Here is an 18,927-nt window from a genome sequence, read left to right on the forward strand (position 1 = left end):
GAGAAAGCGAGCGGGCCTAACCACATCCGCTGGTGGCACCGCAGTTGAGGCAGTGGTAACAGGTGCCATTGCGCACCATGATCGAGCCACAATCCTGACAGCTGGGCGCATCGGTCTGCAACTGGAACGTAGCGGCCGCGCTCGTCGTGAGCTCGTCTTCGTCAACCTCCGCGGCCGCGATCTCCTCCCCGCCGTCTGCCGATTCACGCAGCACGATGCCCAGCTCGCGTTTCTTCTCGGGACTCAGGAACTTCGAGCCCAACCAGCGAAACATGTAGTCTGAAACGGACTTGGCGATCGGGATCTCGGGGTTGTTGGTGAAGCCCGAGGGCTCGAAGCGTGTGTGCGCGAACTTGGCGATCAGAGTCTCGAGCGGCACGTGATGCTGCAGAGCGATAGAGATGGCTGTGGCGAAGGCATCCATCAGACCGGAGATGGTCGAGCCTTCTTTGGCCATGACCACGAAGATCTCTCCGGGAGTTCCATCATCGTAGAGACCCACCGTCAGATACCCCTTGTGGCCGCTGACTACGAATTTGTGGGTAATTGCCCGGCGCTCGTCCGGGAGCTTGCGGCGAACCGGTTTGGCCTTCGCCGTCGCCGAGACCTTCGAGGAGAGTGGCTGGCTGCGCTTGCAGCCGTTGCGATAGATCGCGATCGCCTTCAAGCCCAGCTTCCAGCCCTCGATGTAGGCCGCCTCGATTTCCTCGGGGGTCGCCTCATCGGGCATGTTGATGGTCTTGCTGATTGCCCCTGAAACGAAGGGCTGCACCGCTCCGAGCATCTCGAGGTGGCCCCGAAAGTGGATCGAGCGCTTGCCACTGGCCGGTTTAAAGGCGCAGTCGAAAACCGGCAGGTGCTCGGGCCGCAGGTCGCGTGCGCCCTCGATGGTGTCGCTCTCATTCACGAATGTGACGATCCTCTCGGCCTCGGACGCGCTGTAGCCGAGACGTTTGAGCGCCAGCGGTACCGTGCGGTTCACGATCTTGAGCATGCCGCCGCCGACCAGGCGCTTGTACTTCACCAGGGCGATATCGGGCTCGATCCCGGTGGTGTCGCAGTCCATCATGAAAGCGATGGTGCCGGTTGGCGCGATCACCGAGATCTGGCTGTTGCGCATTCCCTGGGTTTTGCCGAGCTCGATCACCTCATCCCAGCTTTCCTTGGCGCGCTGGAGAATCTCCAGCGGCACGTGCGCGGCGTCGATGCGCTGGATGGAGTCACGGTGCTTCTTGAGGACCCGCAGCATCGGACGGCGATTTTCGTCGAAGCCTGGAAAGGAACCTCGGGCCGCCGCCATCCGGCCCGATTGGGCGTAGGCCGCTCCCGACATGAGCGCGGCAATCGCGGCGGCGTAGTCCCGGCCCGCGTCCGAGTCGTACGGTAGTCCGCGAGCCATCAGCAGGGCGCCCAGATTGGCGAATCCGAGCCCTAGGGGACGAAAGTCGTGGGAGTTCTTCGCGATCGAAGGACGCGGATAACCGGCGTTGTCGACCAGGATCTCCTGGGCCGTGATCAAGATCTCGCAGGCACGCTCGAAGCGGCTCACTTCGAAGCGTTCCTCGTCGCCGTCGTAAAAGGCCATCAGGTTGAGCGACGCCAGGTTGCAGGCGGTGTCATCCAGGAACATGAACTCGCTGCAAGGATTGCTGGCGGTGATGGCAGCCGTGTTGGAACAGGTGTGCCATTCGTTGATCCGGGTGTCGAACTGGACACCGGGGTCACCGCAGACCCAAGTGGCCTCGGCGATCTTGCGCATCAGGTGACGGGCGGAGTACGAGTCCATCGCCTGGCCGCCCTGAACGGCATGGGTCGTCCACTCGCCGTCGTGCTCGACCGCCTCCATGAACTCGTCGGTGAGCCGGACCGAGTGGTTGGCGTTCTGGAAGAGAATCGAGTCGTAGGCGCCGCCCGGGACGTTGAAACCTCCGTCGTAGCCGGCCTCGATCAGGGCCCAGGCCTTCTTCTCTTCGTTGGCCTTGCTGTCGATGAACTCGACGATGTCAGGGTGGTCGATGTCGAGCATGACCATCTTGGCGGCGCGCCGCGTCTTACCGCCGCTCTTGATGACGCCGGCGAAGGCGTCGAATCCCCTCATGAAGGACACCGGACCGGAAGAGGTGCCGCCGCCCTTGAGACCCTCTCGCGAGGATCGCAGCGTCGAGAGATTACTACCCGTGCCGGAGCCGTACTTGAACAGCATGCCCTCGGTCTTGGCCAGGTCGAGAATCGACGGCAGGGTGTCTTCGACCGAGTTGATGAAACAGGCCGAGCACTGCGGCTGGTCCTCGATACCGACGTTGAACCAGACCGGTGAGTTGAACGAGGCCATCTGGTGGAGCAGGATGTGACACAGCTCCGAAGCGAAGACCTCCGCGTCCTGGTCGGTGGCGAAGTAGCCATCGGCCCGGCCCCAGCCCGTGATCGTGTTCACGACGCGATCGAACGGTTGGCGCAAAGTGTTTTCGCGCGACGAGGTCCCGGCGGTTCCGCGAAAGTACTTGTTCGTGACCACGTTGGTGGCCTGCAAGCTCCAGAACTCGGGAAACTCCACGCCCTTCTGCTCGAATACGGTGTTGCCGCTCTCGTCCTTGATCGCGGCGTCACGCCGTTCCCATGCGACAGCATCGTAGGGGTGGACACCGGGCTCGGTGAACCGACGCCCGAAGCGCAGTGCCGGTCGGTCTTTGGGTTCTGCCTGCTCGGCGTCCTGCTGGTTGAGCCTATTGGGATCCACGATTCCTCCTGAGTTCCGCGCCGGTTTTGCCACCGCCCGCCCCGGTTTTTCCCGACCTTTCGTGCTCTTGTTCGTGCTGCCCGATTGGGCGGTTTGAGGTTACGGAGGGGACGGTGCCCCCGCCACACCCCAACGGGTAGGGTAGGGCAAAAAGTTCTTTTTTGAAAGCTATTTAGATGGATGCGAGTCACAGTGCCTAAACCCCTGCAGCGGTGGGGGTTGCAGCTGGCAAGACGGCCGGATCGGGCCTGGTAAGTCGCCGATAGCCGAGAAAGGCCGCTCCAAGGGACCCGGCGAACTGAACCAGGTCGCCCTCCGGTACGTTGACACGGCTGCCGAGAGTGCCGAGGCTACGCCGCACTTCGGTGGCCATCGTCGGGAAGCGCAGGATTCCTCCCAGGAGCGTGTACTCGGGCTCCATCCTCACTCGCTTCATGAGCTGCACGGCGCGTCCCACCAGCGAGACGATCGCGCCTTGCATGATGTCAGCGGGAGGCCGTCCAAGAGACAAGTGGTTGATCACCTCCGACTCGGCAAAGACCGCGCATACGCCCGAGATCGGGGCCGGGTCCTTGGAGGTCGCCGCCAAGGCGCCGACCTCGTCTGTGCGATAGCCCATGTACTGGGCGGTCTTCTCGATAAAGGCGCCGGTTCCGGCGGCGCACTTGTCGTTGAGGCGGAAGGACTTGACCTTGGAGGCGTCGTCGATCCTGGATGCCTTCATGGTCTGGCCGCCGATGTCGAGCACCGTGCGGGTCGCGGGGAAGAAGAAGCTTGCGGCTCGAGCGGCAGCGGTGAGATCCGTGACCCGGACGTCGCAGAAGGGCACTTGATGGCGGCCGAAACCGGTGGCGACGACGTAGGAAACCTGTTTCTCACGCAGAGAGCCGGCTTCGAGAGCCTCACCGTAAACGCGTCGTGAAACCTCGGGCAGGCGGAATCCGGTTCGAGCGATCGCAGTGCCGACGATTTCTCTGCCGTCCGCCAGGATGACCGCCTTGGCGTAGGTCGATCCGACGTCGATTCCGGCGGTCAGCATCAGGAGACCTCCTGGCGCAGGCGGTTCGATCGGAGGAGCGCCGGGCGCTGGCCTGCTCGAATTCGATCGAGACCGAACAAGCCTGCGCCCAAGGCGCCCAGGAAGTGCGATTCGGAGCTGACGTTGATCGGAAAGCCGAGCTTCCTTTCGAGGGTCTTGACCATACCGACGTTCTTCGCGACGCCGCCGCTGAACGTCAGTTCTTGCTCTATTCCGACGCGCCTCAACAGCCCGAGCGAGCGCGAGGCGATGGACTCGTGAACGCCCAGAAGGATGTCCTCGATCTTCTGCCCGCGTCCGAGCCACGAGAGAATCTCGGATTCGGCGAAGACAGTACATGTCGTGCTGATTCGAACCGATTTCTGGGCGGCTAGAGCGGTGGGGCCGAGGTCGTCGAGCGGGATCTCGAGGGCGGTCGAGGCCGCTCCCAGGAATCGACCGGTGCCGGCAGCGCACTTGTCATTCATGCAGAAATCCAGGATGTCTCCCGCCGGGGCCACGCTGATTGCCTTGGTGTCCTGGCCGCCCATGTCGAGGACGGTGCGGGTTTCCGGGAACATGTGGGTGGCGCCCCGCGCATGGCAGCTGATCTCGGTGACTTGGTCGTGGCCGAAGTTGATCTGATAGCGGCCATAACCGGTTCCGATCACGCATTCGATGTCCTGGTCGGTGGCTTCGGCGTCCGCCATGGCGAGCTCGAAGGCCTTCTCGGCCGCGGTCACGACGTTGGCGCCGGTGTCGATGAGGGCGCGGCCGGCGATCCGCTCGTGCTCGTCGAGCACGACCGCCTTAGTCTGGGTCGAGCCGATGTCTACTCCAGCTGCAAAAGCCATTGACTACTCCTCTCCTGTGGCTCGCGGCCTAGCCAGCCGCCTCTCGCAGCCGGCGCGCGGCGAGGCCTTCGAAGAAGGCGTCGGCGCGGTTCTTGAGTTGGGCCTCCGAGACGACGCGCTTGTCCATCATGTCCGACTCGATGAAGAGCGTCGGTACATCATGGGCCGCCAGCAACGCCCGGCGGCTGTCCGCAAGGCCGGTCGAAACCGTGCGGCAGCTCTTGATTGGGTGGTATACGACGCCATCAATGGAGAACTCTTCGATCATGCTGCCGATCACCCGATCGCTTTGGAACATCGAGTCCATGGCATCGCGGACCGAAAGCAGAACGCCTTCCGCCAGGCTCTCGAGGGGGTGCTCCAGGTCGTACTCGAAACCCAGATTGGTGCCCCCGGAAGCGAACCACAGATAGGTGGAGTTGACGAAGACACCACCCCAGTCGGTGAAGAGCTCGTTGAACCGGCGAAAGATCGGGTAGCAGGGAACGCCGACGAAGGTCAACCGGTAGTCCTCCTCGGTGCGCGTGCCGATGCCGTTCTCAGCCTTGTACTCGAGCTCCTCGACCAGGTCGGAGAAATAGCCCGCCGCTTCGGGAGTGCCTCTCAGGCCGTTGGCCACACCCAGAAACACGGTACCGTCGGTGAGCGCGTTGAACACCGCCGGTCGGCTCCGGTTGAGATCGATGATTCGCTTCCAGGAGCTGCTGACCGTGTTGCAGTCGCTCAGTACCTGGCGTAGGCGGTCGATATCGAAGGCCTTGCCGGTGATCTCTTCGCAGGCGCCGATCAACTCGCGTATCTGCCCCTCGACGTACCGTCGGTCGGTCTCGAAGTCGCTGCTACCGGGGCGGCTGGTGGCACCCACCTCCCGAGTCCCAGGCACGTCCAGGGTGAAGACCCGGGTGCCGTGCAGGCGCTCCCAGATCTCGGCCCACTTGATGTAGGTGTTGCAGGCGTTGGTCAAAACCGCCAGGGTGGGAGTCGGAATGCGGCCGGCGGGGTGCTCGCCCCCGCGTAGCTGAACCGCCACGTCGGCTTTGACGTAGCCGCAGATATCGGGTGAAAAGCCGAAGTCTTCGGCTTCGTTGAGGTAATCGTGGGCGACGTGGCGGACCGCCATCTGCAGAGAGTTGATCTCGGGGAAGACCACCGGCAGGTCGAAGCAGCGGAGGATCTCGACGAAGCTGCCCATTACGAAGACGTAGGCCGATGCCTCGCTGCGCTCGGCAACTCCCGAGAGACCATCGAACCAGTTCTTGAACAGCAATGAGCCCTGCTCGTGGCCGCGTCCGATGATCTTCGTGGTGTCGTGTGCTTCCATCTGTTGGGCACCTCTCAGGCGAAGAGAAGGTTCTCGGCGAAGGTCTCGAGCTGAAGCTCCATGTGCTCGAAGCTCGACATCGATTCCTGAAACTCGGTGACGAAGTAGGGGATGTCGTGCTCGTCGAGAGCCTGCGTGTAGGCGACCTGCTCTTCGAGGCCTGGCTCGCACATCTTGGCGGCCCCAACGATCGCGGCGTCGGCTCCCGAGCTTTCGATCCGGGCCAGCAGCATCTTCTCTTTGGGCTTGCGTAGGTCATGCTGGACCGGGCTATAGGACGAGGTCTCCAGGTACGCCCGCGCCAGATCTGCCAGCGGGTCTCCGGTCGCGATCACGTCTTGGACCAGCCAGCGAAGGCCGATCAGGAAGTCATCGTCGACTAGGTAGCAGGAGCGGCCGATGGTTCGAATGAGGTCGAGCGGCGGCTGTTCGCAGAAGCCGCCTTCGAACACCACCCGGATGCGGTCTTGACGCTTGCGGTCGCGTTTTCGAATCAACGGCAGCAGCCATTCGAGAAGCTCGTTGTGCTCCTCGCGCGGCAAGATGCCCGCGAGCGAGGTGAGGACGTAGCCTTCCTCGGCAGAGAGCAGCCAGGGTGTGTCGCGCTTGATGGCATAGAGCTGGCGCAGAAGTGCTCGGTTTTCGTTGAAGACGGCGATCGAGGCGCGCAGGTCGGTCTCGCTCACCGATCGGCCGGCGACTTTCTCGAGAGTGCGCAGCATGCGAGCGTACTCTTGGGTGAGGTACTCGGCGGTGTGGGCCGAGTTGGCATTCTGGGGCAAATAGAGAATCTGGCTGGGATAGTCGACGTTCCGTCCCCAGATCGCGGCCAGGTTGCGGGCGGCGTCGCAAATCGGATGACTGACGAAGAGGTCGAGCTCGAGATTCCCGGAAAGGGCCAACTCCAGGGAGGTCTTCAGGATCGAGCACAGATAGGAGCCGAATCGCGACTCCGCCTGGGTGGCTTCGACGACCGCCCCCCGCACCTTGACCGGCAAAAGGCCCGCGGCATGTGCGAGCTCTTCGGGGAAGTAGACCTGAAAATGGCCCACTACCTTGCCGCCACTCTGACGCCACTTCCTGACGGTCGGGAAGCTCGTATCTTCGAGCAGCTCACGGCAAGCCGCGAGGACCCCGTCCGGATCGTCTTTCTTCCAGCTGAAGACTCGGCTCACGGCTCTCTCTAGGCGTTGACCCAGGCTGGATCACGCTTGTCGAGGAAGGCGCTGATGCCCTCCTCGGCGTCCTGTGTGGCCATGAGATCGACGAGGTAACGACGCTCGAGCTCCGGCAGGCGATGGCGGACCGTTTCGTTCAGCGTCTCCCGGAGTGCGCGCGTCGCCAGTCGTAAGGCTTTCGCCGAGCGCGGCAGGATCGACTGCTTGAGGAACGCGTCGACGGCCTGCTCGAGCTCACCTTCCTCACACAGCCGGGTCACCAGGCCACAGGCGACCGCGTCTCCAGCGGCAAGCTGTTGACTCCCCAGGACCAAGTTATCCGTAATCGCCGGTCCCAGCAGTTCCGGGAAGATAGCGCAGGCCACCGGCGGAAAGACGCCGAGCTGAATCTCGGGTAAGGCGAAGACGGCGTTGGTCTCCGCGACAAGGAAGTGGCAGAAACCCGCCAGTTCGAAGGCGCCGCCCAGGCATCGGCCGCGCACCGCCGCAACCGCAGGTACGTCGCTCGCCATCAAGGCCTCGAAGACGTCGTGGAAAGCCGGCAGAAAGGTCTCTACCTCCCCTCGAACGTGCTGCTGGACGCTGGCTCCGTAGGAGAAGTTCTTGCCGCCGGCCGTCAGCAGGAAGGCCTTGAGATCGGCATCGCCTCCGTGCACCCGGATGGCTTCGGCCAGCTCGAGGCAGAGCGCGTGATCCAGGATGTTGCCGGGTGGCGCATCGAGGTGCAGCCGGCAGACATCGGAGGTTCTGTGAACGGTCAGGGTCATCGGGCAATCTCCTTCTTCTTTGGAGGCGAGACCGCGGCGATCAACTCGTCGTTCCAGGCCTGGCCGGCGGCGAGGCGGCGTCGAAGGTCGAGGAAGTCGACTTCCCGATGACCACGCTCTCCGAAATGAAAGGCCGGGAATCCGGCTTTGGCTTCGGTAGCCATATTCAGAGCCAGCCAAGCTCGATTGGACTCGCGGTTGCGGTGCCAGTGCTGCAGCTTGTGTTTGCGCAGTGATTCGATCGTTTTGGTCGTGCAGTCGGGCATCGTGAGTGCCAGTTTCCAGGCCAGCTCTTCCACGCTGGCGTCGAGGCGGGAGAAGTCGATCTGGCAGGCGCGCAAGCGCTCCTTGGCTCGAACGAGCTCTTCGCCCTGCTTGAGCTCGCCATGAACGATGTGACCCTCCTTGTCGAGCCAGCGGTCGGTGATCACCCGCGGGTCGGCGACCCACTCGCCGTCGTCTCGGAGCACTCGCTCGATACCGTTGACAAGCCCGAAGCGCTCGGCCTGGTAGGCGCTCCATACCTCGCACAGAGTGCAAGACTCCATCGCTCGGGCGAAGCCGACGTAGAGCGGAAGAAAGTCGGTCGATCCGCCGTCCGGCGCGGAACCGTGCTTGGGGCCGGCTTGACCGAAGACCGAGGTGTCCGCGGCAAGGGTGAAGTCGCAAGCCATGCCGATCTCCTGCCCTCCGGCCAACCGCATCCCGTTGACGCGATTGATCACCGGTTTGTCACACTCGAGAATCGCGGTCACCATGTCGTTGAAGAGCCGCATGTACTGGCGGTACTCGAGCGGTCGGCCGGCATAGACCTCCGCATACTCGGCCGTGTTGCCGCCGGTGCAGAAGGCGCGGTCGCCGACCGCCGTGAAGACAGCGCACACCACGTCGCGCTCCATGGACGCGCGGCGAAAGGCCAGAATCAGCTCCTTCACCGCATCCGTCGTGTAGGAGTTGAGCTGGCGAGGATTATCGAGTACGACCCAGGCGTTGAAGAGTCCCTCGACCGCTTGGCCGTCCGGCTGCCGCAGGGGTCGGCGCTCGTATTGAATGTGCCGAAACTCGACGTCGGCCAGAAGCTCGTGGTTTTTGGTGGCTGGTTCTCGCATCAGAGATCTCCTCAGCAGTCCGTGATAGGGCGCTCGGTCATCTGGCCGTCTAGCACGGGCTGCTAAAAGTCCGGAATCAGGATCGGCCGGCGGCGATGGTGCTCGTCGGCCAGGAGTTCGTTGAGGCGTCGCATCGGGTGGTAATCGACGAAGGCCTCGATCTCGAGTTCACCTCCGGCGATGAGATCGAGGATCTCGGGGAAGTGCTCGGGCAAGCAACCCCAGTTGCCGAACGCCGTCGCGTCGAAGGCCATCAGGTTGGAAAGCCGGAGCTCGGTTTTCTGCATGGTGAAGCCGACGACCGCGAGCGATGCGTTGTGGGTGAGAAGCGAATAGGCGGTCTGCTGACCGGCGCCGGTACCTGAGCACTCGATGATTTTTCGTCGATGGCGTTGGCCGCCCTCTCTGCCCTCGAAGTCCGCGATCGCACTCCGAATCTCCTTGACGCTCGACTCGGCGGCGTTCAGGGGCAAGTCGATGTAGCTCGAGATCGCCTGCAAACGACCCTCATCGATATCGATTGCGACGACCCGCGCACCCAGGTACTTGGCTGTCTGGACGGCAAAGGTGCCGACACCGCCGGCGCCGACCACGACGACCAGGTCGCCCGCGGCAGTTCCGGCACGCAGTACCGATTGGTAGGCGGTGCCGACGGCATCGGCGACGACGGACAGACTCTCGAGCTTGGTCAGGCTCTCAGGGACCGGACACAGGAACCGAGCGGGGCCGAGAAAATGCGAAGCGAAGCCACCGTGGAAGTCGTTGCCGGGCATCTTCTGTCGCCGGCAAACGTTGCCGCGGCCGGAGCGGCAAAGGGCGCAGTCGCCGCAAGGCAGGACGGCCGGGACCAGCAGGTTCCTGCCGACGAGATCCTCGGCGCCGGGGCCGGCCGCGACCGCTTGTCCCACGATCTCGTGGCCGAGTGTCAAGGGCAGCGGTGCGTTCGGCCGGACTCCTCCGTAGAGAAACGAGAAGTCGGTATGGCAAAGGCCGCAGGCCGTGATTCTCAAAAGCACCTCACCTGGCTCTGGTTTGGGTAGGGGATTCTCCTGCAGCTCCAGGGGCTGGCCGGCCTCGGTCATGCGCCAGGAAGAGAGGCGATCGGCGGTCATCAGCTGGCCCTCCTTTGCCTCGAAGCCGGACCGCCGACCAGCGGCAGCGTTTCGATTACCTCGAGGTTGGGCTCGAGCTCGGTTTGCGATTCGATCGCGGGGCAGCTCTTGACAGCGCCACAGAGGATGAGGTGGCGCATCGTGCGAGCCAGCTCGCGAGCGTCTCCGTGACGCTTGGGCTCGTACCAGCTGTAGATCCAGTTGAGCATTCCGAAAAGGCTGTAGGTAATGCGCTCGAGCTCGACCGGGCTCGCCGTGTCCGTGGCCGATCGTCCCGAGGCGCCCGGCCGGCCACAGCCTTCCTCGAGAACCTGCTCAAGCACCTCTCTTCCGACTTCGAAATAGCGCCTCTTGAGTTTCCGGATCACGCTCCGCTTGGCCGGCGGCAGCGACCCGGCTTCATGAACCAACACGCGCATGACGTCGGCGTGAGCGGTGAAGTAGGAGATGTGGTTGAGAATGAACACATACAGCCGCTCGCTCGGCGGCCGGACCTCTTCGAGGGCCCTCTCGGCCGCGTGGATCAAAGACTTGAACGCCTCTTCTTGCAGGGCGAAGAGAATCTCCTCCTTTGATGAGAAGTAGTTGTATGCGGTCGCGAGACTCCTGCTCGTGGCCTTGGCCAGGGCGCGCATGGTCATCCCGTGGTAGCCGTTTCTGGCGATGAACCGGGCCGCGGCCTCCAGGATCTTCCGTCTCTGCTGTTGCAGCCGGCGGGGATCATTTCGTTTCATGAGCCCAGTCTAGATTAACGAACGTTCGTTAGTCAACTGTGCTAGACTGCGCCCGACGAGGAGGTCCCGACATGACGCAAGCAGAGGGTTCACAAGCGCAGATCGCCCCGACCGCCGAGCTCAAGAACGAGCACAAAGTCATCCTGAGAGTCTTGGCGGTGTTGGAGGCGCTGGTAAGGAGGGCTCGCGCCGGGGAAGGCTTCGAAGCCGACTCGTTTGCCAGCGCGGTCGAGTTCTTCCGCCTTTTCGCCGACGCCTGCCACCATGCCAAGGAGGAAGATCTGCTCTTTCCGGTGCTCGAGGTCCGTGGCATCCCCAGGGACGGCGGTCCGATCGGCGTCATGCTCGAGGAGCATCGTCTCGCCCGTGGCTACACGCGCGAGATGGGACAGGCCCTGGAGGCCAGGAGCGCCAATGCCGGAGCAGGAGCCGACGAAGCTGAGGATCGCTTCCTCGCTGCCGCGGACAACTACCTGTTGCTGTTGACGAATCACATCTTCAAGGAGGACAACGTTCTCTTTCAGATGGGAGACCGAGTGCTGAGCGAGGCGGACCAGGAGTCGCTGCGACTGAAGTTCTGCGACGTCGGTTGCAGAGCGTTCGACGGCAAGACCCGAGAGCAGCTCGAGGAAATCGCCGTTCGGCTCGAGACCAGGTGGAATCTCGCCTAGGTCACCCCAATTCCGGAGGGGCAGCGCCACCATGCCGACACCTACACCTCACATCAGTGCACAATCCGGCGACTTTGCGGAAGCCGTCCTGCTCCCCGGCGATCCTCTCAGAGCTCGGCACATCGCCGAGCATCACCTCGACGACGCCAGAGAAGTCACGGCCGTGCGCAGTATGCTGGGGTTCACCGGAAGCTACAAAGACATGCCGGTTTCGGTAATGGGAACCGGGATGGGAGTCCCCTCGGCTTCTATCTACGCCACCGAGTTGATCGCGGAGTACGGAGTGCGTCGATTGGTGCGGGTCGGTAGCTGCGGTGCGGTACGAGGCGACGTGAAGCTGCGAGAGATAATTCTGGCAGTAGGAGCCTGCACTGATTCGTTTGTGAACCGCCGTCGCTATGGTGGCGATGACTTCGCCGCGGTTGCCGATTTTTGGTTACTCCGAGCGGCGGCGCGGGTTGCCGACGAGCAAGCAATCGCGACCAGGGCCGGGTTGGTTCACACCTCCGATCTGTTCTACGACATGCGGCCCGAACCCTTTGAAGCCATGCGAAGAATGGGGGTTCTCGCGGTAGAGATGGAGGCGGCCGGGCTCTACGGTCTCGCCGCCGAGCGTGGCGCGCGCTGTCTGGCGATTCTCACGGTCAGCGACCAGATCGTCACCGATGAGCACCTGGGTTCGGACGAGCGTCAGACGACGTTCGACGGCATGGTGCACTTGGCTCTGGAGGCACTCCTCTTGGATGGCCATTTGTCCGGGCGGACCGACTAGCAAGATCAAAGGAGACTGCATGAGCTCAGAGCCAAAGCCCCCCAAGGCCTTTATCGCGTTCACCCAGAGGTATCCAAGACTCGCCGAGGCGTGGGAGCTGATCCATGAGGAGGGAAAATCCGGGCCACTGGACGAGAAGACGGCCCGTTTGGTAAAGCTCGGCGTCGCCATCGGAGCGCTTCGCCAGGGCGCCGTTCATTCGAGCGCTCGCAAGGCTCTGGCCATGGGAATCACGCCTGAGGAGCTGGCGCAGACGGTCGCTCTGGCAGCCGGGACTCTCGGGATGCCGTCGACCGTGGCAGCATACTGCTGGGTTCAGGACATCGTGGGCAAGGAATAGGGCAACCCCGGAACCGGTAATGGCCGAATCCAGCAGGCGACCGACAGCAGACTCGAAAGGGGGAGAGCACTTGCGTCGCCTGCTCGGAGGGGCGCGCCTGCTTGCGCTCGGGGTGCTGGCCGAGGACCGGCCTTACGTCGGGCAAGTGCCGTTCGCCGCCTGGCCCGGTCGGGGATCTCTCCTGATTCACGTTTCGGCGCTGGCGCGCCACAGTCGCGGGTTGGGAGACGGGGCCCCATGGAGCGGTCTCGTCGGCGCGGCGGCCGAACCCGAGAGTGATCCCTTTCAGGTTCCGAGGGTCAGCCTGGAGGGCACGGTCCGCCGGATCGGGAGAGCCGACAACGACTATGAAGAGGCGCGCGCTGTCTATCTCGAACGGCTCCCGTCAGGCCGTCGGCACTTTGCACTCGCTGACTTCTCGCTGATCGAGCTGGAGGTGAGCAAGGGCCGCTTGGTCGCGGGCTTCGGCAGCACCTTCAATCTGACGGCCGCGCATCTGCGCGACCTCTAGTGACCGTCCGGGCTCTGGCTGGCCGCGATGGTGGGGAGTAGAGTCGAAGTGCCATGATAGCCGCAAAGATCGTAGTGGCTGACCCTCGAAGCGTCGATGCCCGCTGGTGCCTGGCCGAGTACTACTCGGAGCTCGAGGAGAGGTTCGAGGGCGGCTTCGATCCCGACAGCCACCCCGGGCCGAGCCCGGAGGAACTGACTCCGCCGGTTGGAGTGTTTCTCGTCGCCAGGCTGGGGCATGAGTCGGTGGGATGCGGGGCACTCACGACCGGCTGGCCCGGAATTGGACTCATCACGCGGATGTGGGTTGCAGCGTCGGTCCGTGGCACTGGTTTGGGTGGAAGACTCTTGGAGGCACTGGAAGCCCATGCGGTGAAACTCGGCCACCGGATGGTTCGGCTCGACACCAATCGAGCTCTTCACGAGGCCCAGGTGATGTATCGCAAACGCGGCTATCAGGAAGTCGCGCCCTTCAATGACAATCCGTGTGCCCACCTCTGGTTCGAGAAGGAACTGACGACGTAGCTGTCGGCAGGCGATTCTCCAGGGGCCGGCTCGAGCTAGGAGGCCTTCAACGGATCGGGCTCTCGCCTGCGCGCCGCTTCGCGCAAACCGTCAGTGGTCTCCGCGTGCTTTCGGGCCTAGACGCCGGTGTCGACCTCGTCGTGGCTGAGCCAGTGTGAGGCGGTGCGAGGATCCGGCGTGGCGAGTGGAGGCGAGTCGAGGAGTGTCCATCCTGGTCGTTACATGTCCCTGCGCTCTCGGTCTGGCTCGTGCTCCTGCTGGCGCTGTTGATGGCGGGAAGCCTGGCGACGGTCCATTGGGTGAGAGGGCTCTCTGCTTTTCCTGCCCGCGAGGGTGGTGCACTCCGGGCAGAACGACCGCTAGGCTCGCATTCGGCGTTCTTACCAACCACAGGAGCCCCTTCCCATGCCAGCCCCCATAACCTCATCTTCGACAACTTCAACCGGCTACACGCGCTTCGGCGTTCTGGTCGGCGCCATCATGGTCCAGCTCATCTTGGGAACGGTGTACGGCTACAGCATTTTCTGGGAGCCGCTGACAGCTGAGGTGTTTCCCGACGTCATCTCCGAGGCTACCTATGCGGATCTCGTAGCGTCAGGTGAACCGGTTGCGAGCCTCAAGGTGGTTGCCACCGAGGAAGAGGTGGCCCGAGAGGTGGCGGTCTCACAGGGTTACTTGAAGTACGCGTTCTCGATCTGCATTCTGACGTTTGCTCTGGTGATGGTGGTCGCCGGGAGGTTCCAGGACCTCAAGGGGCCACGTCTTCCCGCGATCATCGGAGCCGTCCTGATGGGCGCCGGCTTCCTCCTGAGCGCCTTCATGAACAACTCGATCGTGTTCTACATTGCTCATGCGGTCTTCGCGGGATTCGTCTGCCTGGTTGCGCTCATGCTCTACCACGCTCTCTTCGGCCACCTCGACACCGAGCGGCGTGTGATGGCGCGCTACGGTCCGATCGCGATCGCCACCACGGTGATCGTGGCCGCGGTCTTGCTGGGCAACCAGTACGTGGGCAAGCTCGAGTCTCTTGATCGGCTCTTCGTGCTTTGGGGGACGATCGGTTTTGTGGTGGGTGCTGGGATCGGCTTTGCCTACGTCTGCCCGATCGCGGCTCTGGTCAAGTGGTTCCCGCAGCACAAGGGACTGGTCAGCGGTCTGGCGGTTGCAGGCTTCGGCTTCGGCGCTTATCTGTTCAGCCGTGAATTCGGAGCTCTCGGCTTCATCCGCGAATTCGGCATCGTGCCTTTCTTCGTGGTGCACGGTCTCGTGTGTTTCGTGGTCGTGACCCTCGGGGCGCTGCTACTCAAGAACCCGCCGACCGTCGAGCAGGCGAGCGCCACCGCGCAGGCAGCCACCGTTGCGGACACGGAGGAATCCACCTGGCAGCAGACCGTGCGTCAACCGGCTTTCTACGCCCTCTGGTTGATGTTCTTCAGCGGCGCGATGGCGGGTTTGATGGTGATCGGCATCATCAAGGTGTTTGCGGGCGAGCAGCTCGTTGCCGCGGCCGAAGCCGTGGGTTCGCTGACGTCCGCCGATCAAAGCGGCCTGATGCTGAAAGGCGCAGCCGCGGTCGGCTGGCTAGCGATTTTCAATGCCCTGGGCCGGATTGTCTGGGGCTTTGTCTCGGACTCGATCGGCCGCACGATGACGTTCGTTGCGATGTTCACCTTGCAGGCGATCACGTTGTTCGTGCTCGCGGGCATGCAAACCGAGGTCACGCTGGCGATCGCGGCGTCCGTCGTCGGATTCAACTTCGGCGGCAACTTCGCGCTCTTTCCCTCAGCCACGGCGGATCTCTTCGGTGCCAGCAACCTGGGCGCGAACTACGGTTGGGTGTTCACCTCCTACGGCATCGCCGGTGTGGTCGGCATCATTGCCGGCAACGCCGCCAAGGTCATGACCGGCAGTTATGCCGCGGCGTTCTCGCTCGCGGCCGTGCTCTGCCTGGTGTCGGCGGCACTGGCGCTATCCCTCAAGTATCTGCCGCACCGCCCGGAGCCGGTCGGCGGGGCCTGACGACCGGTCGGCGTTGGCTTCTACCCCCTCACGGGTCGGGTAGCTCCCCACCCACCCTAAGACGGGGCTTCGGGCCTCCGTCATTAGGGTCGTGCGGAGGATCGGGAAGCTCCCTAGAATCCCTAAAGAAGGCGAAGGTTCCAAGGAGGTAAACGGATGAATGCCTTGAGCCAAGAAGCTGTCACCGACATCTGCGAGTCCTTCGACAGCGATCGAACCCGCCTGCTCGACATCCTGATTGCGGTGCAGGAACAGCACGGGTGCGTGGCCGGCGAGGCGATGGACCTCGTGGCGGCGCAGCTCGGAGTCTCGAGGGTGGAGGTCGAGGGCGTGGTCTCGTTCTACACGTTTCTGTACTCGGAGCCGCGTGGCAAGATCGTGATTCGCCTGTGCAACGACGTGATCGACCGGCTCAAGGGAGCCGATCGGGTCGCGGCGGGCCTGGAGGAGGAACTGGGGATCCGTTTCGGAGAGACGACTGCCGATGGCCTCTTCAGCCTCGAGTACGCGTCGTGCATCGGCATGTCCGATCAGGCGCCTGCGGCTATGGTCAATGACCTGGTGATGCCGAAGTTGGGTCCGAGCACCGCTCGGCGCGGCATCCAGGTGCTCAAGGAGAATGGCAACGCCGATGACCTCAGGAAGCTCCTGATCCGTGACTACGGTGACGGCAACAACGCCCACGACCTGGTGCGCTCGGCGGTGCACAACAACTTGCGCCAGCCGGGCCCGGTGATTTTCGGGAAGATGACGCCGGGCTCCGCGCTGCAGCGGGCACTGGCCATGAGTCCGGTCGAGGTGATTCGCGAGATCAAGACGGCTCGGCTGCGTGGCAGAGGTGGCGCCGGGTTTCCGACCGGCATGAAGTGGGAGTTCACCCGTGCCGCGGGCGGAGACGAGCGCTACCTGATCTGCAACGCCGACGAGGGCGAGCCGGGGACCTTCAAGGACCGCGTGATTCTGACCGAGCGACCCGATCTGCTCTTCGAGGGGATGACCGTGGCCGGCTATGCGATCGGAGCCCGACGGGGCATCGTCTATCTGCGAGCCGAGTACGCGTACTTGCGACAGTTCCTCGAGCACGTTCTCGAGGAACGCCGGCGCCTTGGCCTCCTGGGCGAGAACGTCTGCGGCCGAAACTGTTTCGACTTCGATATTCGTATCCAAATGGGCGCTGGCGCCTACATCTGTGGCGAGGAGACGGCGCTCATCACTTCGATGGAGGGGCTTCGCGGAGAACCGAAGACCCGTCCGCCGTTTCCGGCGCAGCAGGGTTACCTGGGCAAGCCGACTTCGGTCAACAACGTCGAGACGCTTTGCTGCGCGGCGCGCATTCTGGAGATGGGCTCGGGTTGGTTTTCGTCGATGGGGACTCCGGCAGCGACCGGCACCAAGCTGCTTTCGGTTTCGGGCGACATTCGACGCCCGGGTGTCTACGAAGTGCCGTTCGGAATCCGATTGCGCGAAGTTCTCGAGATATGCGGAGCGGACGAGCCGTTCGCGGTTCAGGTCGGCGGCCCGAGCGGTCGAATGGTGGGTGAGAGAGACTTCGACCGGACCATTTGTTTCGACGATCTGTCGACCGGTGGGGCGATCGCCGTTTTCGGCCCCGATCGCAACGTTCCAGAGATCGCCGGCGAGTATCTGAAGTTCTTCATCCATGAAAGCTGCGGCTACTGCACGCCCTGCCGGGTCGGCAACGTGCTGTTGAAGGAGCGGCTGGACCGGATCCTGGCCGGCAACGCCGAGGAGGCCGATCTCGAGTACCTCGAAGAGCTCGCGCAGACCGTCAAGACCACGAGCCGCTGCGGACTTGGTCAGACGTCGCCGCATCCGGTGCTCTCGACCCTGGAGAACTTTCGCGGCGAGTACGAGAAGCTCTTGAGCGAGCCCACCGACGGTCAGCTCGCCACCTTCGATATCCAGGCGGCGCTCGGTGAGGCAAAGAGCCTGACCGGCCGCGAATCCGTTCATTTCGGCGCAGAACGGGAGTCGTGATGACAAACCAGAGGATCCAACTGACCATCGACGGCCGGAAGATCGAGGCCAGTTCCGGACAGAGCATCCTGGCGGCCGCCGAAGACGCCGGCGTCTACATCCCGCGGTTGTGCTGGATGAAGGGCCTGTCGCCGGCGGGCTCGTGCCGGGTGTGCACGGTGCGAGTGAACGGGCGGCCTCAGTCGGCCTGCACGCAGCCCGTGACTCCCGGGATGATCGTCGAGAACGACACCGAAGAGCTGCGCGGCCTGCGGCGGAACCTGATCGACATGCTCTTCGTCGAGGGTAATCACTTCTGCATGTTCTGCGAGAAGAGCGGCAACTGCGAGCTTCAGGCTCTTGCCTACAGATTCGGCATCACGGCACCGAAGTACCCGTTCATGTTCCCACAACGTGAGCTGGACGCCACCCATCCCGAGGTGTTCATCGACCGCAACCGCTGCATCCTCTGCAGCCGCTGTGTTCGAGCCTCGGGAGAGTTGGACGGTAAGCACGCTTTTGGCTTTGTCGGCCGCGGTCCGGACAAGCGACTCGCGGTGAACGCCGAGGGAGGTTTGGGTGATACAGAGGTTGCGGTGGACGACGAGGCCGTCGGTGCCTGCCCGACCGGCTCGCTCTTGAAGAAGCGGGTCGGGTTTGAGGTGCCGGTTGGGGCGCGGCGTTTCGATCACGTGACGATTGGCTCGGACGTGGAAGAGGGGACGGCGAAATGAGCAAACCTAAAATCGCGACGACCTCGCTGTGTGGCTGCTTTGGCTGCCACATGTCGTTACTCGATATCGATGAGCGAATCTTGAAGCTGATCGAGCTGGTCGACTTCGACCGCTCACCGATCAATGACCTCAAGCACATTCAGGGCCCGGTTGACATCGGATTCGTCGAGGGCGGTTGCGCGAACGAGGAGAACGTCAAGGTACTGCAGGAGTTCCGCAAGAACTGCAGAGTATTGATCTCGGTCGGCGACTGCGCGATCAACGGCGGCATTCCGGCGATGCGCAACATGGTGCCGCTCGAGGAATGCTACGAAGAGGCCTTTGTCAACGGCCCGACCGTGGTGAATCCGACCGGTGAGGTGCCGAACGATGTCGAGATCCCGCTGCTTCTCGACAAGGTCTACCCCTGCCACGAGGTGGTCAAGGTCGACTACCACCTGCCCGGGGGCCCGCCGTCTGCGGACACCCTCTGGGCGGCGCTCAGCGCGCTCCTGACGGACCAGCCGGTCGAGCTGCCCTACGAGCTCGTCAAGTACGACTAGGAGATAC

General features: G+C 63.3%; 18 protein-coding genes. 9 read left to right on the forward strand and 9 right to left on the reverse strand.

Going from position 1 to position 18,927, the window contains the following annotated elements; all coding sequences use genetic code 11:
* Positions 1-16: 16 nt before the first annotated feature.
* The 9 genes from GY769_05870 to GY769_05910 all read right to left on the reverse strand — a co-directional run bounded on the left by GY769_05870 (position 17) and on the right by GY769_05910 (position 10,830).
* Positions 17-2,740, reverse strand: coding sequence for a vitamin B12-dependent ribonucleotide reductase (locus tag GY769_05870; GenBank protein MCP4201447.1), 2,724 nt, complete (start codon positions 2,738-2,740; stop codon positions 17-19).
* Between the two features lie 193 nt (positions 2,741-2,933).
* Positions 2,934-3,776 carry a 2-hydroxyglutaryl-CoA dehydratase gene (locus GY769_05875; protein MCP4201448.1) on the reverse strand — a complete coding sequence of 281 codons (843 nt, stop codon included), beginning with the start codon at positions 3,774-3,776 and terminating at the stop codon, positions 2,934-2,936.
* The gene (locus tag GY769_05880) at positions 3,776-4,609 is read right to left on the reverse strand and encodes a 2-hydroxyglutaryl-CoA dehydratase (GenBank protein MCP4201449.1); all 834 of its coding nucleotides are present in this window, start codon (positions 4,607-4,609) and stop codon (positions 3,776-3,778) included. Before GY769_05880 ends, GY769_05875 begins: the two co-directional genes overlap by 1 nt.
* 28 nt (positions 4,610-4,637) lie before the next feature.
* The gene (locus tag GY769_05885) at positions 4,638-5,930 is read right to left on the reverse strand and encodes a hypothetical protein (GenBank protein ID MCP4201450.1); all 1,293 of its coding nucleotides are present in this window, start codon (positions 5,928-5,930) and stop codon (positions 4,638-4,640) included.
* Positions 5,931-5,944: 14 nt separating this feature from the next.
* Positions 5,945-7,105: a hypothetical protein gene (locus GY769_05890; protein ID MCP4201451.1), complete on the reverse strand. Its 1,161-nt coding sequence runs from the start codon at positions 7,103-7,105 to the stop codon at positions 5,945-5,947.
* Positions 7,106-7,113: 8 nt separating this feature from the next.
* Positions 7,114-7,875, reverse strand: a complete 762-nt coding sequence (locus GY769_05895) for a hypothetical protein (protein ID MCP4201452.1) — start codon at positions 7,873-7,875, stop codon at positions 7,114-7,116.
* Positions 7,872-8,984, reverse strand: coding sequence for a 6-oxocyclohex-1-ene-1-carbonyl-CoA hydratase (gene oah / locus GY769_05900; GenBank protein MCP4201453.1), 1,113 nt, complete (start codon positions 8,982-8,984; stop codon positions 7,872-7,874). Before oah ends, GY769_05895 begins: the two co-directional genes overlap by 4 nt.
* 62 nt (positions 8,985-9,046) lie before the next feature.
* Positions 9,047-10,096 (reverse strand): 6-hydroxycyclohex-1-ene-1-carbonyl-CoA dehydrogenase, encoded by a 1,050-nt coding sequence (gene had, locus GY769_05905; GenBank protein MCP4201454.1) that lies wholly within the window; start codon positions 10,094-10,096, stop codon positions 9,047-9,049.
* Entirely contained in the window at positions 10,096-10,830 is a 735-nt protein-coding gene (locus GY769_05910) for a TetR/AcrR family transcriptional regulator (GenBank protein MCP4201455.1), read from the reverse strand. The genes had and GY769_05910 overlap by 1 nt, the downstream gene beginning before the upstream one ends.
* 71 nt (positions 10,831-10,901) lie before the next feature.
* On the opposite strand from GY769_05910, the gene GY769_05915 reads away from it, so the two are divergent.
* The 9 genes from GY769_05915 (at position 10,902) to GY769_05955 (ending at position 18,920) form a co-directional block, all read left to right on the forward strand.
* Positions 10,902-11,501 carry a hemerythrin gene (locus GY769_05915; GenBank protein ID MCP4201456.1) on the forward strand — a complete coding sequence of 200 codons (600 nt, stop codon included), beginning with the start codon at positions 10,902-10,904 and terminating at the stop codon, positions 11,499-11,501.
* 31 nt (positions 11,502-11,532) lie between these two features.
* Positions 11,533-12,273, forward strand: coding sequence for a purine-nucleoside phosphorylase (gene deoD, locus GY769_05920; GenBank protein ID MCP4201457.1), 741 nt, complete (start codon positions 11,533-11,535; stop codon positions 12,271-12,273).
* 19 nt (positions 12,274-12,292) lie between these two features.
* Positions 12,293-12,613, forward strand: a complete 321-nt coding sequence (locus GY769_05925; protein ID MCP4201458.1) for a carboxymuconolactone decarboxylase family protein — start codon at positions 12,293-12,295, stop codon at positions 12,611-12,613.
* Positions 12,614-12,683: 70 nt separating this feature from the next.
* Positions 12,684-13,124: a hypothetical protein gene (locus tag GY769_05930; GenBank protein ID MCP4201459.1), complete on the forward strand. Its 441-nt coding sequence runs from the start codon at positions 12,684-12,686 to the stop codon at positions 13,122-13,124.
* Positions 13,125-13,177: 53 nt separating this feature from the next.
* The gene (locus tag GY769_05935; GenBank protein MCP4201460.1) at positions 13,178-13,648 is read left to right on the forward strand and encodes a GNAT family N-acetyltransferase; all 471 of its coding nucleotides are present in this window, start codon (positions 13,178-13,180) and stop codon (positions 13,646-13,648) included.
* 405 nt (positions 13,649-14,053) lie between these two features.
* Positions 14,054-15,667: an OFA family MFS transporter gene (locus GY769_05940; protein ID MCP4201461.1), complete on the forward strand. Its 1,614-nt coding sequence runs from the start codon at positions 14,054-14,056 to the stop codon at positions 15,665-15,667.
* A 156-nt stretch (positions 15,668-15,823) separates the two neighbouring features.
* Positions 15,824-17,665, forward strand: a complete 1,842-nt coding sequence (locus tag GY769_05945) for an NADH:ubiquinone oxidoreductase (protein ID MCP4201462.1) — start codon at positions 15,824-15,826, stop codon at positions 17,663-17,665.
* On the forward strand, positions 17,665-18,378 hold the full coding sequence (locus tag GY769_05950; protein ID MCP4201463.1) for a 2Fe-2S iron-sulfur cluster binding domain-containing protein: 714 nt from the start codon (positions 17,665-17,667) through the stop codon (positions 18,376-18,378). The genes GY769_05945 and GY769_05950 overlap by 1 nt, the downstream gene beginning before the upstream one ends.
* The gene (locus tag GY769_05955) at positions 18,375-18,920 is read left to right on the forward strand and encodes an NADP oxidoreductase (GenBank protein ID MCP4201464.1); all 546 of its coding nucleotides are present in this window, start codon (positions 18,375-18,377) and stop codon (positions 18,918-18,920) included. Before GY769_05950 ends, GY769_05955 begins: the two co-directional genes overlap by 4 nt.
* Positions 18,921-18,927 lie beyond the last annotated feature (7 nt).

The organism is bacterium (genome assembly GCA_024224155.1).
Classification (GTDB): domain Bacteria; phylum Acidobacteriota; class Thermoanaerobaculia; order Multivoradales; family JAHEKO01; genus CALZIK01.